Annotated in this window: 18 protein-coding genes; 9 read left to right on the forward strand and 9 right to left on the reverse strand. The window is 69.6% G+C overall.

Annotated features, from left to right (window positions below; all coding sequences use genetic code 11):
* The first annotated feature begins 227 nt into the window (after positions 1–227).
* The gene (locus tag QM711_RS11985; protein ID WP_415099602.1) at positions 228–1,451 is read left to right on the forward strand and encodes a NupC/NupG family nucleoside CNT transporter; all 1,224 of its coding nucleotides are present in this window, start codon (positions 228–230) and stop codon (positions 1,449–1,451) included.
* 28 nt (positions 1,452–1,479) lie between these two features.
* The gene (locus tag QM711_RS11990) at positions 1,480–2,439 is read left to right on the forward strand and encodes a nucleoside hydrolase (RefSeq protein ID WP_415099604.1); all 960 of its coding nucleotides are present in this window, start codon (positions 1,480–1,482) and stop codon (positions 2,437–2,439) included.
* Between the two features lie 111 nt (positions 2,440–2,550).
* On the opposite strand, the gene QM711_RS11995 is transcribed toward QM711_RS11990, so the two are convergent.
* Positions 2,551–4,050, reverse strand: coding sequence for an FAD-binding oxidoreductase (locus QM711_RS11995; protein ID WP_415099606.1), 1,500 nt, complete (start codon positions 4,048–4,050; stop codon positions 2,551–2,553).
* A gap of 110 nt (positions 4,051–4,160) precedes the next feature.
* Entirely contained in the window at positions 4,161–5,111 is a 951-nt protein-coding gene (locus QM711_RS12000) for a ribokinase (RefSeq protein ID WP_415099608.1), read from the reverse strand.
* Between the two features lie 107 nt (positions 5,112–5,218).
* Between QM711_RS12000 and QM711_RS12005 the strand changes: the two genes are divergently transcribed.
* Complete coding sequence (locus QM711_RS12005) at positions 5,219–6,265, forward strand: TolB family protein (protein ID WP_415099610.1); 1,047 nt, start codon at positions 5,219–5,221, stop codon at positions 6,263–6,265.
* 94 nt (positions 6,266–6,359) lie between these two features.
* A complete protein-coding gene (locus QM711_RS12010) occupies positions 6,360–7,208 on the forward strand; it encodes an alpha/beta hydrolase family protein (protein ID WP_415099980.1) in 849 nt (282 codons plus the stop codon).
* Between the two features lie 134 nt (positions 7,209–7,342).
* Here QM711_RS12010 and guaA read toward each other — a convergent pair whose 3' ends face one another.
* Positions 7,343–8,896 (reverse strand): glutamine-hydrolyzing GMP synthase, encoded by a 1,554-nt coding sequence (gene guaA / locus QM711_RS12015; protein WP_415099612.1) that lies wholly within the window; start codon positions 8,894–8,896, stop codon positions 7,343–7,345.
* 95 nt (positions 8,897–8,991) lie between these two features.
* On the opposite strand from guaA, the gene cysK reads away from it, so the two are divergent.
* Positions 8,992–9,921 (forward strand): cysteine synthase A, encoded by a 930-nt coding sequence (cysK, locus tag QM711_RS12020; protein WP_415099614.1) that lies wholly within the window; start codon positions 8,992–8,994, stop codon positions 9,919–9,921.
* A 13-nt stretch (positions 9,922–9,934) separates the two neighbouring features.
* Positions 9,935–10,492: a serine O-acetyltransferase gene (gene cysE, locus QM711_RS12025; RefSeq protein WP_415099616.1), complete on the forward strand. Its 558-nt coding sequence runs from the start codon at positions 9,935–9,937 to the stop codon at positions 10,490–10,492.
* 658 nt (positions 10,493–11,150) lie between these two features.
* Here the strand turns inward: cysE and QM711_RS12030 are convergent.
* Positions 11,151–11,762: a TIGR03086 family metal-binding protein gene (locus QM711_RS12030; protein WP_415099618.1), complete on the reverse strand. Its 612-nt coding sequence runs from the start codon at positions 11,760–11,762 to the stop codon at positions 11,151–11,153.
* Between the two features lie 62 nt (positions 11,763–11,824).
* On the opposite strand from QM711_RS12030, the gene QM711_RS12035 reads away from it, so the two are divergent.
* Positions 11,825–12,799 carry a helix-turn-helix transcriptional regulator gene (locus tag QM711_RS12035; protein WP_415099620.1) on the forward strand — a complete coding sequence of 325 codons (975 nt, stop codon included), beginning with the start codon at positions 11,825–11,827 and terminating at the stop codon, positions 12,797–12,799.
* Between the two features lie 402 nt (positions 12,800–13,201).
* Here QM711_RS12035 and QM711_RS12040 read toward each other — a convergent pair whose 3' ends face one another.
* Positions 13,202–14,194, reverse strand: a complete 993-nt coding sequence (locus tag QM711_RS12040) for a GNAT family N-acetyltransferase (protein WP_415099622.1) — start codon at positions 14,192–14,194, stop codon at positions 13,202–13,204.
* Between the two features lie 86 nt (positions 14,195–14,280).
* Positions 14,281–14,568, reverse strand: coding sequence for a chorismate mutase (locus tag QM711_RS12045; RefSeq protein WP_415099624.1), 288 nt, complete (start codon positions 14,566–14,568; stop codon positions 14,281–14,283).
* 262 nt (positions 14,569–14,830) lie between these two features.
* On the opposite strand from QM711_RS12045, the gene QM711_RS12050 reads away from it, so the two are divergent.
* Complete coding sequence (locus tag QM711_RS12050) at positions 14,831–15,088, forward strand: hypothetical protein (RefSeq protein ID WP_415099626.1); 258 nt, start codon at positions 14,831–14,833, stop codon at positions 15,086–15,088.
* The gene (locus QM711_RS12055; protein WP_415099628.1) at positions 15,085–15,462 is read left to right on the forward strand and encodes a type II toxin-antitoxin system VapC family toxin; all 378 of its coding nucleotides are present in this window, start codon (positions 15,085–15,087) and stop codon (positions 15,460–15,462) included. Before QM711_RS12050 ends, QM711_RS12055 begins: the two co-directional genes overlap by 4 nt.
* 152 nt (positions 15,463–15,614) lie before the next feature.
* On the opposite strand, the gene QM711_RS12060 is transcribed toward QM711_RS12055, so the two are convergent.
* The 3 genes from QM711_RS12060 to QM711_RS12070 all read right to left on the reverse strand — a co-directional run bounded on the left by QM711_RS12060 (position 15,615) and on the right by QM711_RS12070 (position 20,751).
* Positions 15,615–16,721 carry a GuaB3 family IMP dehydrogenase-related protein gene (locus QM711_RS12060; protein ID WP_415099630.1) on the reverse strand — a complete coding sequence of 369 codons (1,107 nt, stop codon included), beginning with the start codon at positions 16,719–16,721 and terminating at the stop codon, positions 15,615–15,617.
* 29 nt (positions 16,722–16,750) lie between these two features.
* Positions 16,751–18,274 (reverse strand): IMP dehydrogenase, encoded by a 1,524-nt coding sequence (gene guaB / locus QM711_RS12065; protein WP_415099632.1) that lies wholly within the window; start codon positions 18,272–18,274, stop codon positions 16,751–16,753.
* Between the two features lie 146 nt (positions 18,275–18,420).
* Entirely contained in the window at positions 18,421–20,751 is a 2,331-nt protein-coding gene (locus QM711_RS12070; RefSeq protein WP_415099634.1) for a TIGR01777 family oxidoreductase, read from the reverse strand.
* Positions 20,752–20,832 lie beyond the last annotated feature (81 nt).

Here is a 20,832-nt window from a genome sequence, read left to right on the forward strand (position 1 = left end):
AACCTGAAGGGGGTCCGGACGCCATCTGCGTCCGGACCCTTTGGCGTCTCGTCCCGAATCCGGCTGAGGTTCGGCCAGGTCCCGACCTGGAGTGCGGCACGCCGATGCCGGCGGTGTGTCCAACCGGTGACGATTGTTTCCGCACGGCATCGAGACGAGTGAAATACCTTGCCAGCGGCTCCCTTACCGCCATATGGTCCGAGTGTCCGCTCAGCTGGAGGGTAAAGATGGAGAGACTGCAAGGCCTGTTGGGGGTCGTGCTGATCCTCGGGATCATGGTGCTGTTGTCGAAGCACCGGACCAGGATCAACTGGCGGATCATCGGTGCGGGGCTCGCGCTGCAGGCGTTGACCGGCTTCCTGGTGATCAAATGGGAGCCCGGCGCCAAGGCGCTGGAGGCATTCTCCGCCGGCGTCACCCACATCATCGACTACACCAAGGCCGGGACCGCGTTCGTCTTCGGCCCGTTGGTGGATCTCCAAGCCACCGGGTTCGTCTTCGCCCTCCAGGTGCTGCCGGTGATCGTGTTCTTCGGCACCATCGTTGGGCTTCTCTATCACTTGCGCGTCCTGCAGTGGTTCGTCGAGATCGTCGGCACCGCGCTGAAGTGGGTGCTGGGGACGTCCAAGATCGAATCGGTGTGGGCGGCGACGGTGGTGGTGCTGGGGATGAGCGAGGCACCGCTGGTCATCCAGCCGTACCTGAAGCGGCTGACCAAGTCCGAACTCTTCGTCTGCATGACCGGCGGCCTGGCCTCGGTGGCCGGCACCGTACTGGTCGGCTATTCGCTGCTCGGGGCGCCGATGCCCTACCTGCTGGCCGCGGCCGTGATGAACGCGCCGGCCTCGCTGCTGATCGCCAAGGGGCTGTGGCCCGAGACGGAGGTCTCCGACCTGGACGCGTCCGTGCGCGACGTCAAGGACACCGAGTCGGTGAACATCATCGACGCGCTCGCCCGTGGTGCCCTGACCGGCGGCCACCTGGCGGTGATCGTCGGCTGCCTGCTGATCGCGTTCATCGCCGTGATCGCGATGCTGAACGGTGCACTGGGTGGCATCGGCGGCTGGTTCGGCATGCCGCAGCTGTCCTTCGACATGGTCTTCGGCTGGATCTTCGCGCCGGTGGCGTGGCTGATCGGCGTCCCCTGGCACGAGGCCGGGATCGCCGGGAACTTCATCGGCCAGAAGACCGTGCTCAACGAGTTCGTCGCGTTCTCGAACTTCGGCCCGCTGGTGCAGGCCGGCACGCTCGACCCGAAGACCACCCTGATCACCACCTTCGCGCTGTGCGGCTTCGCCAACTTCGGCTCGATCGCCATCCTGGTCGGCTCGCTGGGCAGCCTGATTCCGGAGCGGCGCTCCGAGGTGGCCAAATACGGGCTGCTGGCCCTGCTGGCCGCCACCATGACCAACCTGCTGAATGCCGCCATCGTCGGCGTCGTCGGCAGCTGAATCCAACAGACTCACGAAAGGAGGGGCAATGGCCCCCCGTCCCGTCTACTTCGACTGCGACACGGGAGTCGACGACGCGCTCGCGCTGGTCTACCTGATGGCCTCGCCCGAGGTCAGCCTGGCCGGAATCGGCACGGTCAGCGGCAACATCGACGCCCGGCGAGCAGCCCGCAACACCCTCGACCTGCTGGCCCTCGGCGGCCGCGGCGATGTCCCGGTCGCCGTCGGCGCGATGGACCCGCTGACTCACAGTTTCGACGGCGGGGTCCCGCACATTCACGGCCACAACGGAGTGGGCGAGGTGGAGTTGCCGCCCGCGGAGCGTACGCCCGAGGCCGAGTCGGCGGCCGACATGCTGGTCCGGCTGGCGCACGAACACCCCGGCGAACTGGACGTGATCGCGATCGGGCCGCTGACCAACCTGGCCGTGGCGCTCAAACAGGACCCGTCGATCGCCGACCTGGTACATGAGGTGATCATCATGGGCGGTGCGGCCCTGGTCCCGGGCAACCTGTCCGCCGTCGGTGAGGCGAACATCTACAACGATCCCGAGGCCGCGCAGGTGGTGATGGAGGCGCCCTGGCAGGTGGTGCTGGTGCCGCTCGACGTCACGCTGGAGAACACCTTCGAAGAGTCCGACCGGCTGGCGCTGGCGGCGTCCGACTCGGCGCTGAACCAGGCACTGGCCGACATTCTCGATCTCTACTTCGACTTCTACGTCGGCGAGTACGACCGGCGGATGTGCGCCCTGCACGACCCACTGGCGGCGGCGATCGCCACCGGACAGATCACCGCCACCCGTGCCCCGAACGTGCCAGTTGTCGTCGATGACACCCAGGGCCCCGGACGCGGCCAGACCATCTGCGACCTGCGCTATCAACGCAACGGCCCCAAGGACGTCGAGGGCGCCCACGTCCGGGTCGTGCTGGAGACCGATCAGCCCCTCGGCCCGGTGCTGCTGGAACGGCTGCTCGGCTACACCGGCTGATCCGCTCCGCAGGGACGGTTCTTTCGGTCCACTTCTTGGTACGCAGGGACGGTTCTTTCGGTCCATCTGCGGCTCCGTCGTCCGCGTCGGCTCGGCGCCGCGGACCACGGTCTACGCGAAGCGACGGTAGAAGTTGTTCATGAACAGCAGGCCGGGGTCGTGGCGGCGCTTCAGCGCGAAGAACTCCTCGATCCGCGGATAGGCGCGAGCCAGGTCGTCCCGGGTGTAGTGCTGCTGGTAGGGCAGATAGAACGTGCCGCCCGCGGTCAGCGCCCGGTCGACCAGGGTGCGGGTGAGGACGGCCATGTCGCGGTTGCCCTCGGCGGAGACCTCCTGACTGAGGTAGAGCACCACCGAGTACCGGTCGCCTCTGGCGTAGTCGAGCAGGATCGGTTCGGCGTGCACCATCCGGACGGACGCGTGCAGCAGCACCGCGTCGCTGCCTTTCAGCGCATCGGCGGTATCGCGAAGGAACCGGACGAGGTCCTCCGGCGGCAGGAAGTATTCGTGAAGGATGTCGGTGTATTGGGGGATCTTGTGGCGCAGCAGGACCAGGTCGCTGTACATGGCCTGGCTGCGCGAGACCAGGCAGGCCTCGGCCGCGCGCAGCGCCTCGTTGCGTGAGCTGTCGCAGTGCCGGACGCGGGGCAGCAGGTCGCGCTGCGCCGTCCACTTCAGCCATTGTGCGGGCCCGGGGTGCCGGGCCAGGTTGAACAGCAACCGGGCCGGCGGCGAATCCGGTTCGTGCTGCAGTTCGGGGATCGGCTCGTCGGCGGCACCCGGGAACCTCGAGTAGGTGTAGACGATCGCCTGCTGCATCAGCGGCGAACCGGCGGTGGCCAGATCGGCCGACATCAGCCGGTTGTTCTCGTCGGACCTGAGAGCGTCCAGCACGCTCGGCAGATCGGCAGCGGGCACCACCCGCTGCTCAAGGCGGTACAACTCGTCCGGCACGGTGGCCAGCTCGGCCTCGACGATGACACCGAACAGCCCGTAGCCGCCGATCACGGCGTGGAACAGGTCGGGATCGTGACCGGCGTCCAGAGTGACGACGCTGCCGTCGGCCTTCATCAGCCGCAGGCTGCGGACGGTTCCGGCCAGCGAACCGGTGCGGAAGTCGGTGCCGTGGGCATTGACCGAGATCGTGCCGCCGACGCTGAGCACGTCGATGCTCGGCATGCCGGTGACCGAGAGCCGGCGCGGGTGGAGCACTTCGAGCACCTGCTGCCACAGCGCCCCGCCGCCGACCCGCACCGTGCCGGACGCCTCGTCGACGACGATCCGGTCCATCGCAGTCAGGTCGATGATCAACCCACCGGGCCACGACGTCTGCCCACCCATGCTGTGCCGGGCGCCGGCGAGCGACACCTTCAGGTCGTGCTCGCGGGCGAAGGCCAGGGCGCGTCCGAGCTCGGCCTCGTCGCTCGGCCGCACCACCCCGTACACGTCGGTGCGGTTGAGGCAGCTGGCGTCGTTGACGGCACCGCCGCGCTGGCTGAGCCAGCTGGGGTAACTGGTCGATTCGACGACGGCATCCTCGGGGTTGGCAGCGAGTTGACGCAGGATGCAGTCGCGCGGCCGCACGGCGAGTCCACCGTAGGTGTCGATCATCGACGAACCGTAGGAAATCACGATCAGTCCGCAGAACGCGGCGCAGGCGTGCCGGACCCGGAACCGGCTTCGGCTCGGCTTCGCTCCCGGGGTGGACACCATGCTGCCGGTCAGGGTTGCCAGTCGGCGAGCTGCTGCGCGGTCGGGTAGGAGTTCTGGGCACCTTCGCCGGTCGCCGCATAGGCACCGACCCGGACGGCGAACGCGCTGGCCGCCGCCAGGTCGTCGCCGGCAGCGAGCCGGAAGGCCAGCGCGGCCAGGAAGGCATCCCCGCAACCCGTGGTGTCGACCGGCTTGATCGGCGGCGACGGGATCTGCTCGGAGACCTCGCCCGCGCTCAGGTCGATGATCCGGGCGCCGTCGGCACCGAGCGTCACCACCACCGTTCGCGGGCCCGAATCGCCCAGCGCGGCACCGGTCGCCTCGATCACCGAGGTCCAGTCGCCCAGCGGCTCGAACTCCGCCTGCCCGGTCAGGTCGGCCAGTTCATGGTTGTTCACCAGCAGGATGTCGACCAGGTCGAGTAGGTCGGCTCCCACCTTCTGGTAAGGGGAAATGTTCAACACGACGGTCGCGCCGCGGTCCCCGGCCCGCCGAGCGGCGGCCTTCACGGCGTCCAGCGACACCTCCAGGCAGAGCGTCAGGACGGCACCGGCGTCCGCGGAATCGAAGAACTCGGTGGCGTCATCGATGTCGGTCTCGCTGAGGTGACCGTTGGCGCCGGGGCTGACGATGATGAAGTTCTCGGCGGCGTCATCGACGGCGATCATCGCCGAGCCGGTGGCTACCCCGTCGAGCACCCGGACCTGCGAGACGTCCACGCCGGCGGCCTTCAGGCTGTCCAGCAGCATGGTGCCGTTGCCGTCCCGGCCGACACAACCGAGCAGCGCCACATCGCCGCCGAGCTTGCCCGCCGCGGCTGCCTGGTTGGAACTCTTGCCACCCGGCACGATCACCAGGTCGGAGCCGGTGACCGTCTCGCCGGGGCCGGGGAGCCGGGCCGTCCGCACCACCAGGTCTGCGTTCAACGAACCGACCACCAGCACACGTCCTGACGCCATGACACCACTCTCCTTCGAGTCCGCCCTTGCCACGGCCGAATCTAGTGGACGCCGACAGCGCGGTCGAGACGACGCCCACCCGCGCGAGGGCGGGCTAGTGTCGAGCCATGCGCCCCGAGGATCTGCCCCTGCTCACCAGTGTGTCCGCGCCCGCCGTCCACCCGGACGGCTCCTCGGCGGTGGTCGCCACCAGCCGGCCCGACTTCGGCGCCGACTCCTACGTCGGACAGCTGTGGCAGGTGCCGCTGCGCGACGGCGCACCGCGCCGGTTGACCCGTGGGCAGAGCGACAGTCGCCCGCGGTTCTCTCCCGACGGGTCGTTGATCGGCTTCCTGCGCGACGGGACGAACGACCGCCCGCAGGTGCATCTGATCCCGAGTTCGGGTGGTGAGGCGCTGCTCGTCACCAATCAGCCGCTCGGCGTCTCCGACTTCGCCTTCTCGCCCGACGGACGGCTGCTCGCGTTCGTCGCCCGGGTCCCCGAAGAGGGTCGCTACGGCACGGTGGACGGCGTCGAGGCCGGCCAGGAGGATCCGCGGCGGATCAGCTCACTGGCGTTCCAGTACAACGGCCTGGGCTGGTCCCGAGACCGGCGCAGCCAGCTGTTCGTCGTTGAGGTGCCGGACGTCTTCGGCGAGCCGGCGGTGACACCTGTCGGCCGGGCCGCCACTGTCCTCGGCGCGGAGGCACTGAAGGACTACGGCGTCCCGGCGCCCACCCGGCTGACCAGCGCCGATGTCGATCACAGCCACCCGTGCTTCACCGCGGACGGCGGCGCGGTGCTGGTGGTGGCCGGCCGGCCCGGCGAACCGGAGAGCCTGATCAACGATCTGTTGCGGATTCCCGTGGACGGCAGCGAAGCGGCCCGGCTCACCGAGGCCACCGTGGACGTCGCCGCTGCCGTTGACGTGGACGGCACCATCTGGTTCACCGGGCAGCGAACTGGGCGCGTCCGGCCTGGAGTTCGTCGCCGCGCAGCCCTCGGTGTACCGGCTCTCCGCGGACGGCCCGCAGCGGCTGACCGACCCGGACCTGCTGATCGAGGGCGACCTGGTGCCGGCCGGGGACGGGGTGCTGGCGATCACCGGGTCGCGCGGGGCGTCCCAGCTGCTGAAGGTGACCGCGGACGGTGCCGAGATCCTGCTGGACAGTGACGCCGGCGTGGTGCTGACCGGCTGCGGAACCCTCGGCGACCGCCCGGGCGGTGCGGGCGCCGGAGTGGTGGCGTCCTACCACACCGGAACCAGCATGGGTGAGGTCGGCCTGATCGCCGGCGGCGAGGTCACGCCGCTGACCGACTTCTCTGCGTCCCTTCGGGCCGACACCGAGGTTCGGCTGCCGCGGGAACTGACGGCCACGTCCTCCGACGGTCACCCGGTGCACGGCTGGGTGGTGGCCCCGGACGGCGCCGGCCCGCACCCGGTGCTGCTGATGATCCATGGCGGGCCGTTCGCGCAGTACACCTCGGCATTCTTCGACGAGGCCCAGGTGTACGCCGCGGCCGGCTACGCGGTGGTGATGTGCAACCCGCGTGGCTCCGCCGGCTACGGACGCGCGCACGGCCGGGCCATCCAGGGCGCCTTCGGCGAACTCGACTCGGCCGACGTGCTGGCCTTCCTGGAGCACGCGGTGGCCTCGGTGCCCGGGCTGGACGGCGACCGGGTCGGCATCATGGGCGGCTCCTACGGCGGCTATCTGACCGCGTGGATCATCGCCCACGATCACCGCTGGGCCGGAGCTATCGTCGAGCGCGGCTACCTCGACCCGGCGTCCTTCGTCGGCAGTTCCGACATCGGCTGGTTCTTCCCGCAGCAGTACAACGGGTCGAAGGAGCAGATGGACGCCCAGTCGCCGATGCTGCTGACCGATGCGGTGACGACGCCGACCTTCGTCATCCACTCCGAGCAGGACCTGCGTTGCCCCTTGTCACAGGCGCTGCGCTACTACACGCAGTTGAAACAGGGTGGGGTGGACGCCGAGTTGCTGGTGTTTCCCGGCGAGAACCACGAGCTCTCCCGATCGGGGACGCCCTGGCACCGCCGCCAGCGGTTCGAGGCGATCCTGGACTGGTGGAAGCGACACCTCCCGAGCGAGTGATCGATTGATCCGGCTGGCGGGTCCGCGGCTCGATAAGGCCCTCCCTAACTATCTCTGCCCTCCCACCTGCGGGAGGGCAGAGATAGTTAGGGAGGGCTCTACGGATCGCTCAGGGTGTCCGGGTCGCCAGCGGATCACTCCCACTCGATGGTGCCCGGTGGCTTCGAGGTGATATCGAGCACCACCCGGTTCACCTCGCGCACCTCGTTGGTGATCCGGGTCGAGATCCGCTCCAGCACGTCGTAGGGCAGCCGTCCCCAGTCGGCGGTCATGGCGTCCTCGGAGGTGACCGGACGCAGCACCACCGGGTGCCCGTAGGTGCGGCCGTCGCCCTGCACGCCGACCGAGCGAACCTCGGCCAGCAGCACCACCGGGAACTGCCAAATCTCGCGGTCCAGACCGGCCTCGGTCAGTTCGGCGCGGGCGATGGCGTCCACCTCGCGGAGCAGGTCGAGCCGCTCGGCGGTGACCTCCCCGATGATCCGGATCGCCAGCCCGGGGCCGGGGAACGGGTGCCGCCAGACCATCTCGTCGGGCAGCCCGAGCTCGGTGCCGACGGCGCGCACCTCGTCCTTGAACAGGGTGCGCAGCGGCTCGATCAGCGAGAACTGCAGGTCGTCGGGCAGTCCGCCGACGTTGTGATGGCTCTTGATGTTGGCCGCACCCTCGCCTCCGCCGGACTCCACCACGTCCGGGTAGAGGGTGCCCTGGACCAGGAACTCGATGTCCTTCTCGGCGTTCAGCGCGCGGGCGGCGTCCTCGAAGGTGCGGATGAACTCGCGGCCGATGATCTTGCGCTTGGTCTCCGGGTCGCTGACCCCGGCCAGCGCGCCGAGGAACCGGTCGACCTCGTTGCGGACGACCAGGTCGACCCCGGTGACCGCCACGAAGTCACGCTCCACCCGCTCGGCCTCGCCCTTGCGCAGCAGTCCGTGATCGACGAACACACAGGTCAGCTGGTCGCCGATCGCCTTCTGCACCAGTGCCGCCGCCACCGCGGAGTCGACCCCACCGGACAACGCGCACAGCACCTGCTTGTCCCCCACCTGGGCGCGGATCGCGGCCACCGAGTCGTCGACGATGCTGGCCGGCGTCCAGTCCTGCCGGCAGCCGGCGATCTCGATCAGGAAGGACTCCAGCACCGCCTGGCCGTACTCGGAATGCCCCACCTCGGGATGCCACTGGACGCCGGCCAGGCCCCGGTTCAGGTCTTCGAAAGCGGCCACCGGCGAGCCGCCGGAGGTGGCCAGGCAGGCGAACCCGGGCGGCGCGGCGTAGACCGCGTCGCCGTGGCTCATCCAGGCCCGGAAATCGGACGGCAGGCCGTCGAGCAGGGTGCCCCCGGCGTCCACCCGGACGCCGGTGCGGCCGAACTCGGACAACCCGGTCTGCCGCACCTCGCCGCCCAGCGCCCTGGCCATCGCCTGGAAGCCGTAACACATGCCGAAGGTGGGAATGCCGGTGGTGAACAGCGCCGGGTCGACCTGGGGTGCGCCCGGCGCGTACACCGACTGCGGCCCGCCGGAGAGCACGATTGCCTTCGGTTTGCGGGCCAGGATCTCGGCCACGGACGCGGTGTGCGGGACGATCTCGGAGTAGATCCGGGCTTCCCTGACCCGGCGGGCGATCAGCTGCGCGTACTGTGCGCCGAAGTCGACGACCAGGACCAGTTCATGCTCGTGGCTCATGGGACGCCAGTGTAGGGATCGCGAATGGTGACATGATTGAGCACCGAGATTCGTGAACGCGGAATAGCCGCGCGATCCATCAGTTAAGGACGGACATGCAGATCTACGACGACGTGACCACGCTGGTCGGACGGACCCCGCTGGTCCGCCTGAACCGCATCTTCGGCGACACCAAGGCAACGGTGCTGGGCAAGCTGGAGTTCTACAATCCGGCCAACTCGGTGAAGGACCGGATCGGGGTGGCGATGATCGACGCCGCCGAGGCGTCCGGGCAGCTCAAGCCGGGCGGCACCATCGTCGAGGCGACCTCCGGCAACACCGGCATCGCGCTCGCCATGGTCGGCGCGGCGCGCGGCTACCGGGTGGTGCTGACCATGCCCGAGACGATGTCCAAGGAGCGCCGGGCGCTGCTGCGGGCCTTCGGCGCCGAACTGGTGCTGACCCCGGGTCCCGAGGGCATGCGGGGCGCGGTGTCGCGCGCCGAGGCGATCGGCGCCGAGGAGGGCGCCGTCCTGGTCCGTCAGTTCGCCAACCCGGCCAACGTGGACATCCACCGCAAGACCACCGCTGAAGAGATCTGGAACGACACCGACGGCACCGTCGACTACGTGGTGGCCGGCATCGGTACCGGCGGCACCATCTCCGGCGTCGGCCAGGTGCTCAAGGAGCGCAAGCCCGAGGTCAAGATGATCGCCGTCGAGCCCAAGGAGTCCCCGATTCTCGAGGGCGGCAAGCCCGGCCCGCACAAGATCCAGGGCATCGGTGCCAACTTCGTGCCCGAGATCCTGGACCGCTCGATCATCGACGAGATCATTCCGCAGAACGCCGAGACCGCCGTCGAGTTCGCCCGGCTGGCCGCGTCCAAGGAGGGCCTGCTGGTCGGGATCAGCTCCGGCGCCGCGCTGGCGTCCGCCGGTGAACTCGCCGCCCGCGAAGAGAACGCCGGCAAGGTGATCGTGGTGATCATTCCGTCGTTCGGCGAGCGGTACCTCTCCACGATCCTGTACTCGGATCTGATGGACTGATGGCCCTGCGTCGATGACACTTCGTGCCCTGATCTCGTCGGCGCGGTTCCGACTGAACGAGGATCTGGACACCGCGCTGCGGGAAGATCCAGCGGCGCACAGCAAGCTGATGGTGGGGCTGGCGTACCCGGGCGTTCATGCGGTCTGGGTGCACCGGCTCTGCCACAAGCTGTGGGTGACCAGCCCGGTGCTGCGGCCACTGGCCCGGCTGCTGTCGCAGGTGTCCCGGACGCTGACCCAGGTGGAGATCCACCCGGGTGCGGTGATCGGCCGCCGGTTCTTCATCGACCACGGCAACGGAGTGGTGATCGGTGAGACCGCCGAGATCGGCGACGACGTGCTGATGTACCACCAGGTCACCCTGGGCGGACGCTCCCGCGGCCGGTTCAAGCGGCATCCCACGATCGGCAACAACGTCCTGCTCGGTGCCGGCGCCAAGATCATCGGGCCGATCACCATCGGCGACGGCGCCAAGGTCGGCGCCAACGCACTCGTCGTGAAGGACGTCCCGCCCGGCTCGGTGGTGACCGGCATCCCGGCGAACACCACCGCCGGCGACGTCATCGCCTGAGTTCTGCGCTCGTGCTCGTCGTCGGTCGAGCTCGTCGAGACCCTGCGGTGCCTGGACTTGCCGTTGGTCGAGCTCATGGAGACCCTGCGGTGGCTGGGTTGCGATTGTTGCGTGTGCCTCCGCGGAGTGGGCTGCACCCCGTCCCGCCCGGGGCGCTGCTCGTCCTACTTGGTCATTCGGGTGCGCCGTCCGGCAGGGGACGAGCGTCGCCTCACGCCCGCCACACCCCGACGGGGTGCAGCCCACTCCGCTTTCCGATTGCGTCCCAGCCGGACGCCTCTCGGTCGAGCTCGTTCCCAACTTTGGCGACCATAGGGGACGGTACCGCTGGTCACCGGGGACGGTCCGCTGGTCACCGGGGACGGTTCCGCTGGTCACCGGGGACGGTTCCGCTGGTCACCGGGGACGGTACCGCTGGTCACCGGGGACGGTACCGCTGGTCACCGGGGACGGTACCGCTGGTCACCGGGGACGGTACCGCTGGTCACCGGGGACGGTACCGCTGGTCACCGGGGACGGTACCTCCGGTCAAGACGAGACCCTGTTTCACCGGCTTGGTTTCGACAAGTCGGCTCGTCAGCTAGCGACCGATTTCGGACCTGTTCACCCCTGATAAGGCGAAACGCCTCCCGAATCGGTCGCTAGCTGACGAGCTGAGTCAGGACTGGGGCGTCCACTCGGGGTCGCGTCCGACCCAACCGACCAGCCGGGCGTACGCGGGTGCATCGTCGGCAACCGGGACCACCTGTCCGAACGGAATGCCGATCTCGGCTCCGCGCGGTTCGGCGGGAAGAGCGCCGGTCATCGGGCCAACGACCGCCGCCGCGATCTCCTGGTTGAGTTCGCTGTCCCGGCCGACCGCACGCGCCAGATCCCAGGCGTGCACCGCCAGTTCGCTGGCGTAGATGGCGATCGCCTGGAAGCCGGGCATGACGCCGGCAGGATGCACCCACTCGCGGCCCAGCAGGGCGTCGTCGGCCAGGGCGTCCTGGAGCGGCGCGACGCGGGTGCGCCAGGCGTCCGACCAGTCGGTGTCGGCGATGCCCTCGACGATGGACGGCACCTCGAAGGGCTTGCCGCCGCCGGCGATGTGGACGATGCGGTCCTCGACCGCGACCAGGTGGCTGAGCAGATCGCGGACCGTCCATTCCGAGCAGGGCGTCGGCCGGTCGAGATCGGTGCTGGTCAACGCGTCAACCAGCGGCGCGATCTGGGCGAGTGCGGAGCGGAACAGGGGCCGGGTGTCCGGCAGGGTCTGGGTTTCGTTCATGACTCCATCTTGGTGAGCTAACCAGACATCTTCTGTCCGGTTTTAGTGGCAGGATTCAGAATGTGCGAGCCGACCGGTTGCTGCAGATCCTCGCCCTGTTGCGGCGGCACGGACGGCTGCCCGCACGCCGGCTGGCCGAGATCCTCGAAGTCTCCGAACGCACCGTGCTGCGCGACATGGAGGCCCTCTCGGCGGCCGGCGTCCCGGTCTACACCGACCGAGGTCGCAACGGCGGCTGCTCGCTGCTGGACGGCTACCGCACCGAGGTCAGCGGGCTGAGTCCCGGCGAGGCGCAGGCCCTGTTCGCCTGGACGTCGGGCACAGCGGCCGCCGATCTCGGGCTCAGCGGCGAGCTGAGCTCAGCGCTCACCAAGCTGTCGGCCACCGTCCCCGGACCGGCGCTGGAGACCGCCGAGGCACTGGCGTCGGTGGTGATGGTCGACCGGCGCCGCTGGTTCGCCGCCACCGAGGAGGTGCCGCTGCTGCCCGTGCTGCGAGACGCCGCCACCCGCAAGCGGCGCCTTCGGCTGCGTTACGCCTCACCCCGGCGCGATGGCCAGCCCGGCACCCGGACGGTCGACCCGTACGGCCTGGTCGAGAACACCGGACGCTGGTACCTGCTGGCCGCGCACCGGGGCCAGCAGCGCACCTACCGGGTTTCCCGGATCGTCACCGCCATGGTGCTGGACGAGCCCGCTCGGGTGCCTGACGACCTGAACCTGGCCGACGCCTGGGCACGCCAGCGCGCTGCGTTCGAGGACCGGGGACCCGGTTGCACCGTCACGGTTGCGGTCGATCCGGCTGCGGTCGGATTCTTCACCACCTACTCCCAGTTTCAGTTGGCGCCCGGAACCACCATCGCGCGGCTCGGCGAGGACGCGGGGTGGCCCGTCGTCGAACTCACCTTCCGCGCCCGCCGCGCCGCGTTGGCCATCGTCCTCGCCTTCGGCGGCGAAGCCCGCCTGCTTGCCCCGGACGACCTGCGCGCGGACGTGATCCGGCTGGCGCGAGCCACCATCGACTCGCACGACGTCTAGGGATGGGCTGGTCGAGCGTGTCGAGCTTGTCGAGACCCCTTCTGGCAACGGGTTTCGACTGTCGCGAGCCACCATCACGTCGCACGCGGTTTAGGGACGTCCGATCGACCCAGCCCGGCACGGGTAACAGGGCCGGTCGACGCTGGTGAACCGTCCCTGGTCGTCACGACCTCGGCATCGTCACACGGTGACGGCTTCAGACGAAGATTTCGCGCTGGAGTCCGAAATCATGCACTGGGCTGCGCACCCTGACAGGATCCCGAGATCGTGACGCACCTCGGACAGCAGCTGCCCTGGGACGTGATCGGACTCGGCTGCGGGTGGGACGAGTTCGACCCACCAGGACTGGGAAACAAGGATCCGGATCGGGCCGGTCTGTTCCAGCCCGATCGGGATCCCTACTCAGCCGAGACCTGGCCGCGGCCGCCCACGGTCGTGCAACACCGGAACGATGTGTGGACGCGCGGCGAGCGCCTCGGCCACGTCCCGAAGGCCGGCGAGTTCGGTGAGCAACGTCCGCGTCGGCGGCAGCAGCCGGAGCTCACCTCGCCCCGCCTCGCTCAACAGGTCGCCGGGCCTTCGCCACACCGTCCGCACCGCCTCAGTGGTGGTGTTCCGCCAGTCTTGTCCGGACCGGGCCGCAGTGAGGAAGAAGGCCACGTCGAAGCGACGCCGTCCGCCGGGCGGGGTGACCCAGTCGTCCCATGGCACCAGTTCCTCGGCGCGCAGCAGCACACCACACTCTTCTGCGACCTCCCGGATCGCCGCCGCGGCCAGCACGCCAGGCCCGGGTAGCTCGGTCACCACCCAGGCCACGTCATGCGTCGCGGGCACCGTGACGGGGGGCTCGCCGGGCAGCACCCGGCCGCCCGGGAACACCACCGCGCCCTCGGCGAAGTCCATGGTCGAGGCGCGGTACTGGACGAACACCTCAAGCCCGGCGGCGCCGTCCCGCAGCGGCAGCACGCTCACCGCGGGTAGCGGCGTGGCATGCTCGGCGACCTGCTTGGCCAGGGTCACGCGAGCACCGGCCCGGAGCAGTCCGAGCCGTTCCTCGGCGTCCAGCAGCGCGGCCATCGCCACCGGCAGTTCGGCGTCCACGTAGCCGTGGCGGCGGTAGAACGGGGCGTTCCACCCGACGTCGGCGAACGTGCGCAGCGTGACCACCGACCCTCCCCTGGCCCGGATGCCGTCCTCGGCGGCCGCCAGCAGCGCGGCTCCGACGCCGTGTCGCTGGTGGTCCGGATGGACGCTGAGCTGCTCAAGATGGAAACGCGCGTCGAGCTCCAACACCTGGACGAAACCGAACGGACGGCCATCGTCGTCGACCGCGACCAGGGTGAATCCGCGGGCGCCGAGTTCCGCGCTGCGTAGACCCGGCGAAGGTGGCAGCACGAGAACACCCTCGAACAGCGCGTCAGCCGCCGACTCGATGACGTCCAGCGTCGGCCAGTCGGCCCGTGTCGCGGGGCGGATCGCGGTCAGATCGCCTCCCTGGCGATCCGCTCGTGATGCCGGACGACCTCCGACACGATGAAGTTCAGCAGCTTCTCGGCGAACTCGGGGTCGAGGTGCGCGTCCCGGGCGACGGTGCGCAGGCGCTCGATCTGACGGGCCTCCCGGTCCGGGTCGGCCGGCGGCAGACCCACCTCTGCCTTGAGCTCACCGACCCGGCGGGTGATCTTGAACCGCTCGGCGAGCAGGTAGATCAGTGCCGAGTCGAGGTTGTCGATGCTTGCCCGCATCCGGGCGAGTTCGGGATGCGTCATGATGCCGAACCCTCAGGGCAAGGCTGATCAGGGCGGCCACCGCTGGTTGAGCTCGCCGAAACCCCCGCCAGCGACCGCAGGTTCAGGTCTCGACACGATCGACCACCGGCGAGCAGTGCTTCTCTTGCTGCGCGGGACGAATCGAACGCTGAGCCCGGTGCGGGCAGGGGGGACGCGGCCATGTGCGCATCGTAGCGACGCGGGAATGGCAGCCGGGCGTCCGAGCCTGTACCACCTTGATCGAAGGTGACACACTTGGTCCATGCCGACCACACTCGTCCGGATTCAAGTCACCCGAACCCCTCCGGTCGCTCGCGCGCTGGAGATCGCCGCCAAGGAATGGCCCGGCGTGCCACGCGCCGAACTGATCGCCCGGCTGATGACCGCCGGCGCGCAGTCGGTCGAGGCCGCTCGTGCCGAACGGCGCGCCGCCCGCCGGAAAGTCCTCGAGGAAACCCGCGGCTCCATCGACTACCCGCCCGACTACTTGGAGGAGCTCCGAAAGGATTGGCCGGAGTGATCGTCCTCGACGCCAGCGTGCTGATCGCACATTTCGCGATCCGCGACGCGCACAGTGCGCGAGCACTCGAGCTGCTCGACACCGAAGAAGAACTGGCAATCCATCCGATCACCCTCGCGGAGGTGCTTACCCGCCCCGCACGAGACGGTCGCGCAGACTTCTATCGCGAGCAGATCGCCACCATGGGAGTCCAGCAATTGCACGTGCCCACCGAGCAGCCACTCGCCCTGGCCAAGCTGCGAGCGAGCACGTCGCTGAAGCTTCCCGACTGCTGCGTACTGGCCGCCGCGATCGAGACCGGAGCCACCCTGGCAACCTTCGACGCCACCCTGGCGAAAGTGGCGTCCGAGCACGGCGTCCCGGTCGCTCAGTAGGTCTGGGGCCTCACTACCCTGCTCACACACCGAGAGCGGCAGAAAACACACGCACCCAGCGGCAGATCGCCCGCGCCGCACCCGTCTATTGCCGAAAATCAGAGCCCGCTATTCCCGTGGGATGGGTCTCGACATCTCGACCAACGGCGGCCTCAGCGGTGGACGACGATCTCCACCCGTTGGAATTCCTTGACCTCGGTGTAGCCGCAGGTGGCCAGGGCGCGACGCAGGGCGCCGACCAGGTTCATGGTGCCGTCCGGGGTGTGGGACGGCCCGTGCAGAACCTGCTCCAGGCTGCCGATCGCGCCGAATTTGACCCGCTCACCGCGCGGCAGGCTGGGGTGCCAGGCCTCCGGCCCCCAGTGGTAACCGTGCCCCGGCGCCTCGGACGCCCGGGCCAGCGGCGACCCGACCATCACCGCGTCCGCACCACAGGCGATCGCCTTGGCGATGTCGCCCGAGCGGCCCAGCGCACCGTCCGCGATCACGTGTACGTAGCGGCCGCCGGATTCGTCCATGTAGTCCCGGCGGGCCTCCGCCACGTCGGCCAGCGCGGACGCCATCGGCACCTCGACGCCGAGCACGTTGCGGGTGCGTTTGGTCGCCCCGCCGCCGAAACCGACCAGGACGCCGGCCGCACCGGTACGCATCAGGTGCAACGCCGCCTGGTAGGTGGCGCAGCCGCCGACGATCACCGGGACGTCCAGGGCGTAGATGAACTCCTTGAGGTTCAGCGGCTCGACGCTGTGGCTGACGTGCTCGGCGGACACGGTGGTGCCGCGGATCACGAAGAAGTCCACCCCGGCCGACTCGACCACCGACGCGAACGCCTTGCAGTTCTCCGGGGACAGCGCCCCGGCCACCGGCACCCCCGCCTCGCGGATCTCGTTCAGCCGCCGGGTGATCAGCTCGCCCTGGATCGGCGACGCGTACAGCTCCTGCATCCGCCGGGTGGCACTCACCTGGTCGTCGATCGCGGAGAGCTCGGCCAGCAACGGCTCGGGATCGTCGTAGCGCGTCCACAGCCCTTCCAGGTTGAGCACGCCGAGGCCGCCGAGGCGTCCGAATGCGGCCGCGGTGGCCGGCGACATCACCGAATCCTGCGGGGCCGCGACGATGGGGAAGTCGAAGGTCAGGGCGTCGATCGTCCAGTTCAGCCGGACGTCCTCGATGTGCCGGGTGCGCCGGGTCGGGACGATCGCGATGTCGTCGAACGAATACACCGGTTGGGCACGCTTGGATCGCCCGATCTCGATCATGGAGGCTCCTTCGCCAGGGTCGATGGGGGTCAGTTGGGCGAGGCGTAGTTGGGCGCCTCGATGGTCATCTGGATGTCGTGCGGGTGCGATTCCCGTAGTCCCGCCGAGGTGATCCGGACGAACCGGCCGCGTTGGTGCAGCTGTTCGATGGTCGGGGCGCCGGTGTAGAACATGGACTGTCGCAGTCCGCCGACCAACTGGTAGGCGACGGCGGCCAGCGGCCCGCGGTAGGCGACCTGGCCCTCGATGCCTTCGGGGATCAGCTTGTCGTCGGAGGTGACGTCGCCTTGGAAGTAGCGGTCCTTGGAGTAGGACGCCCGGCGTCCGCGCGCCGCCATCGCGCCCAGCGAGCCCATCCCGCGGTAGGACTTGAACTGCTTGCCGTTGATGAACACCAGCTCGCCGGGGCTCTCGTCGCAGCCGGCCAGCAACGAGCCGAGCATCACCGTATCGGCGCCGGCGACCAGCGCCTTGGCGATGTCGCCGGAGTACTGCAGGCCACCGTCGCCAATCACCGGGACGCCGGCCGGACGGCACGCCCGGGCCACGTCGTGGATGGCGGTCACCTGCGGGACGCCGACCCCGGCCACCACCCGGGTGGTGCAGATCGAGCCCGGTCCGACGCCCACCTTGACGCCGTCAGCGCCGGCGTCGACCAGCGCGGACGCCCCGGCGTAGGTGGCGACGTTGCCGCCGATGATGTCCACCCCGGCGGCCGCCGGTTCGGACTTCAGCCGGGCGATCATCTCGAGCACGCCGGTGGAATGCCCGTGCGCGGTGTCCACGATGATGGCGTCCACCCCGGCCTCGACCAGCAGCATCGCCCGCTGCCAGGAGTCGCCGAAGAAGCCGACCGCCGCACCGACCCGCAGCCGGCCCTGCTCGTCCTTGCAGGCCAGCGGGTACTTGTCGGACTTCACGTAGTCCTTGAGGGTGATCAGGCCGCGCAGGGTGCCGTCGGTGTCGACCAGCGGCAGCTTCTCGATCTTGTGCCGGGCCAGCAGCCGCAGCGCCTCGTCGCTGGTGATCCCGGGCCAGCCGGTGACCAGCGGCATCGGGGTCATCACGTCGGCGACCCGGCGATGCTGGTCGTCCTCGAACCGCATGTCGCGGTTGGTCACGATGCCGAGCAGCTTCATGTCCTCGTCGACGACCGGGACGCCGGAGATCCGGAATTTGCCGCACAACTCGTCCACCTCGCCGATGGTGCGGTCGGCGGTGATGGTGATCGGCTGATCGACCATGCCGGCCTCGGACCGCTTCACCCGGTCGACCTGGGACGCCTGCTCGTCGGCCGGCATGTTGCGGTGCAGGATGCCCATGCCGCCCTCGCGAGCCATCGCGATCGCCATCCGGGCCTCGGTGACGGTGTCCATCGCGGCGCTCAGCAGCGGGATGTTCAGCCGGATCCGTTTCGACACCAGCGTGGAGGTGTCGGCCTGGGACGGGATGACGTCGCTGGCATTGGGCTGCAGCAGCACATCGTCGAAGGTGAGGCCGAGCGTCGCGAACGGCGCGGGCACGCCGGCCGAGGTCAGATCGGACGAGGACATCGAGGCACCACTCCTATCGCGCGGAATGGTCAGTCTATGCCGCGCGACCGGACGGCCCGGCCGCGTCCAATGCGCTGCCGTTGGTCACCGAAGGGTTTCGACACGCTCGACCAGCGGGGCTTTCGGCACCCTCGACCCGCGGGACGTCAGGCGACGTCGGCCAGGGTCTCGGCGAGCCGGGGATGGTCGAAGGTGAAGCCGTCGTCGAGCAGCCGCCGGGGCTGGACGCGGGTGCCGCTGAGCAGCGCCTCCTCCACCATCTCGGAGCCGAACATCAGCCGCAGCGCCGGCAGCGGGATCGGGATCAGCGCGGGCCGATGCAGGGCGCGGGCGAAAGCGTCGGTGAACTCCGCGTTGGTCACCGGATTGGGCGCGCACAGATTGACCGGCCCGGTCAGCGCGGAGGTGAGCAGGTGGGCGACCGCGCGGGTGTAGTCGTCGATGTGGATCCAGGACAGGAATTGCCGGCCGGAGCCGATCCGTCCACCCAGTCCGAGCGTGAACGGCAGTCGCTGCTTGCCCAGGAATCCGCCCTCCGGCGTCAGCACCTGCCCAGTGCGCAGGAACGCGGTCGGGACCGGGGCAGCGTGCGCCGCGCGTTCCCAGTCGGCGACCAGCTGGGCGAGGAAACCGGCGCCCTGGGGGGTCCGCTCATCGACCATGGTTTCGCCGGTGTCGCCGTAGTAGCCGATCGCCGAACCGTTCAGCAGCCGTTGGCAGCGACCTCGCGGATCCAGTGCGGCCGCCAGCGTGGTGGTGCTGTTCAGCCGCGAACTGCGCAGTTCGGCTTTGCGTTCGGTGCTCCACCGGACGTCCGCGATGCCGGCGCCGGAGAAGTTGATCACCGCGTCCACGTCGTCGACCCCGGGGGCCGCGATCCGTCCCGCGTCCGGGTCCCAGCGCCGCTCGTGGGGTCCGGACGCCTCGCGGCGGACCAGGGCGAGCACCTCATGTCCGGCGGAACGCAGGTGGGCGGCGGTCGCGCGTCCGAGCAGCCCGGACGCACCGGCGATGGCGATGCGCATCAGCCCAGAGTAGTCAGCGCCTCCGGGCCTCGGTGTGACCGCTCCGAGGCTCACACCACCGAATGCCAGACCACGGTCTGGATCGCGTTCCAGACCAGGAAGGCGACCGCGAAACCCGTGACCCAGCGGAATTCGACGCGTGCTGAGCGGGACCAGCGACAACAGCGCCAGCGACCAGGGGACGTACCACGGGTGCATCGACTGGCCGAGCACGCTGACGGCGAGCGACCCCCAGGCCACCGCCGCGAGCGGGCGGTCGGCGAACCGGATCAGCACCCACCCCAGTACCGCCAGCAGCGAGAGTGTGGAGACCGCCCCGATCAGCCGTAGCCAGCCGGTGGGGTCGCCGCCGTTCAGTTCGATGAGCTTCTCCCCCACCTGCGCGAGCACCGAGAACGGCGCGGCGGTGCCTGCCTTGCCCATCAGGGAGAGCCATTTCGTCCAGCCGAACCCGAGTCCCGAGGCGAGCGAGATCAGCACGAAGGCGAGCACCGCGACGCCGGTCGCGACGACGCTGCGCCTGGCCAGCAGCAGCACCCGCCCCAGCAACGGCTCCGACGCCAGCCGCGCGGCGACCGGCAGCCCGGCGCAAGCCAGCACGGCGAGGCCGGCCTGCGGCTTGAACGCCATCGCCAGGCCGATCACGGCCGGCCCGGCGACCAGGCCCCAGCCCCATCCCGGACGCCGGATCGCCAGCCAGATCCCCACCAGGGCTGCCGCGACCATCAGCACATCGTTGTGGGCTCCGCCGATGAAATGCACCACCACAAGCGGGTTCGCCATCCCCCACCAGAGCGCGCGATCGGCGTCCAGGCCGAGTTGGCGGGCGAGCCGGGGCACCACCCAGGCGATCAGCGCGAGCGCCAGCAGTACCGGCAGCCGCATCGCGATGATCCCGCCATAGCTGGAGAACCCGCTGAGCGTGACCACGATCGCGTTGGTCAGCAGCGCCAGCGGCGGGTAGGCGACGCCGTTGCCGGCCCACAGCGGATCGACGTGCGGGGCGTATGGCCCGCCCGCACCGGTGAGGCCGACCAGGTAGGGGTTCTGGCCCTGATGCACGATCCAGCCCAGGTCGGCGTAGAGCACCGCGTCGGCCGAGAGCACCGGTGGCACCAGCAGCAACGGCAGGCTCCACAACGCCAGGGCCGTGAGCAGCCGGCGGCGATAGGCCGGTTGCGAGGATGCCGATCCGGCGGCGGGGGCAGGTCGCAGCAGCCACCAGACGGCCACCACCAGCACGACGCCGGCCACGATCGCCACCCGGTTGACGGGCATCGGCAGCGCCGACCCGATCGCGTTCACGGTTGCCGACGGCCAGCCGTGAGGACCGTGCGCGAACTCGGGATGGCAGCTCCCCCAGCCGATCAACAGGGTGCCCAGAATGCCGATCACGATCGTGGGGGCCGGACGGCTCAGCCGCTGCCGCACGGGATCCAGGACGGCGAGCACCCGGACATCGTACTGATCGCTTCCCGGGAATCCCTCCCCCAGATAAGGATCCGGATCGGGCCGGAACAGCCCAGCCAGATC

This window comes from Micropruina sp. (assembly GCF_047602385.1).
Lineage (GTDB): Bacteria > Actinomycetota > Actinomycetes > Propionibacteriales > Propionibacteriaceae > Micropruina.

What these genes read in the sequence shown, in the direction of transcription:
- QM711_RS11985 (WP_415099602.1), top strand. Translation starts at nt 228, where the DNA reads ATGGAGAGACTGCAAGGCCTGTTGGGGGTCGTGCTGATCCTCGGGATC.
- QM711_RS11990 (WP_415099604.1), top strand. Translation starts at nt 1,480, where the DNA reads ATGGCCCCCCGTCCCGTCTACTTCGACTGCGACACGGGAGTCGACGAC.
- QM711_RS11995 (WP_415099606.1), bottom strand. Translation starts at nt 4,050, where the DNA reads ATGATCGACACCTACGGTGGACTCGCCGTGCGGCCGCGCGACTGCATC.
- QM711_RS12000 (WP_415099608.1), bottom strand. Translation starts at nt 5,111, where the DNA reads ATGGCGTCAGGACGTGTGCTGGTGGTCGGTTCGTTGAACGCAGACCTG.
- QM711_RS12005 (WP_415099610.1), top strand. Translation starts at nt 5,219, where the DNA reads ATGCGCCCCGAGGATCTGCCCCTGCTCACCAGTGTGTCCGCGCCCGCC.
- QM711_RS12010 (WP_415099980.1), top strand. Translation starts at nt 6,360, where the DNA reads ATGGGTGAGGTCGGCCTGATCGCCGGCGGCGAGGTCACGCCGCTGACC.
- guaA (WP_415099612.1), bottom strand. Translation starts at nt 8,896, where the DNA reads ATGAGCCACGAGCATGAACTGGTCCTGGTCGTCGACTTCGGCGCACAG.
- cysK (WP_415099614.1), top strand. Translation starts at nt 8,992, where the DNA reads ATGCAGATCTACGACGACGTGACCACGCTGGTCGGACGGACCCCGCTG.
- cysE (WP_415099616.1), top strand. Translation starts at nt 9,935, where the DNA reads ATGACACTTCGTGCCCTGATCTCGTCGGCGCGGTTCCGACTGAACGAG.
- QM711_RS12030 (WP_415099618.1), bottom strand. Translation starts at nt 11,762, where the DNA reads ATGAACGAAACCCAGACCCTGCCGGACACCCGGCCCCTGTTCCGCTCC.
- QM711_RS12045 (WP_415099624.1), bottom strand. Translation starts at nt 14,568, where the DNA reads ATGACGCATCCCGAACTCGCCCGGATGCGGGCAAGCATCGACAACCTC.
- QM711_RS12050 (WP_415099626.1), top strand. Translation starts at nt 14,831, where the DNA reads ATGCCGACCACACTCGTCCGGATTCAAGTCACCCGAACCCCTCCGGTC.
- QM711_RS12060 (WP_415099630.1), bottom strand. Translation starts at nt 16,721, where the DNA reads ATGATCGAGATCGGGCGATCCAAGCGTGCCCAACCGGTGTATTCGTTC.
- guaB (WP_415099632.1), bottom strand. Translation starts at nt 18,274, where the DNA reads ATGTCCTCGTCCGATCTGACCTCGGCCGGCGTGCCCGCGCCGTTCGCG.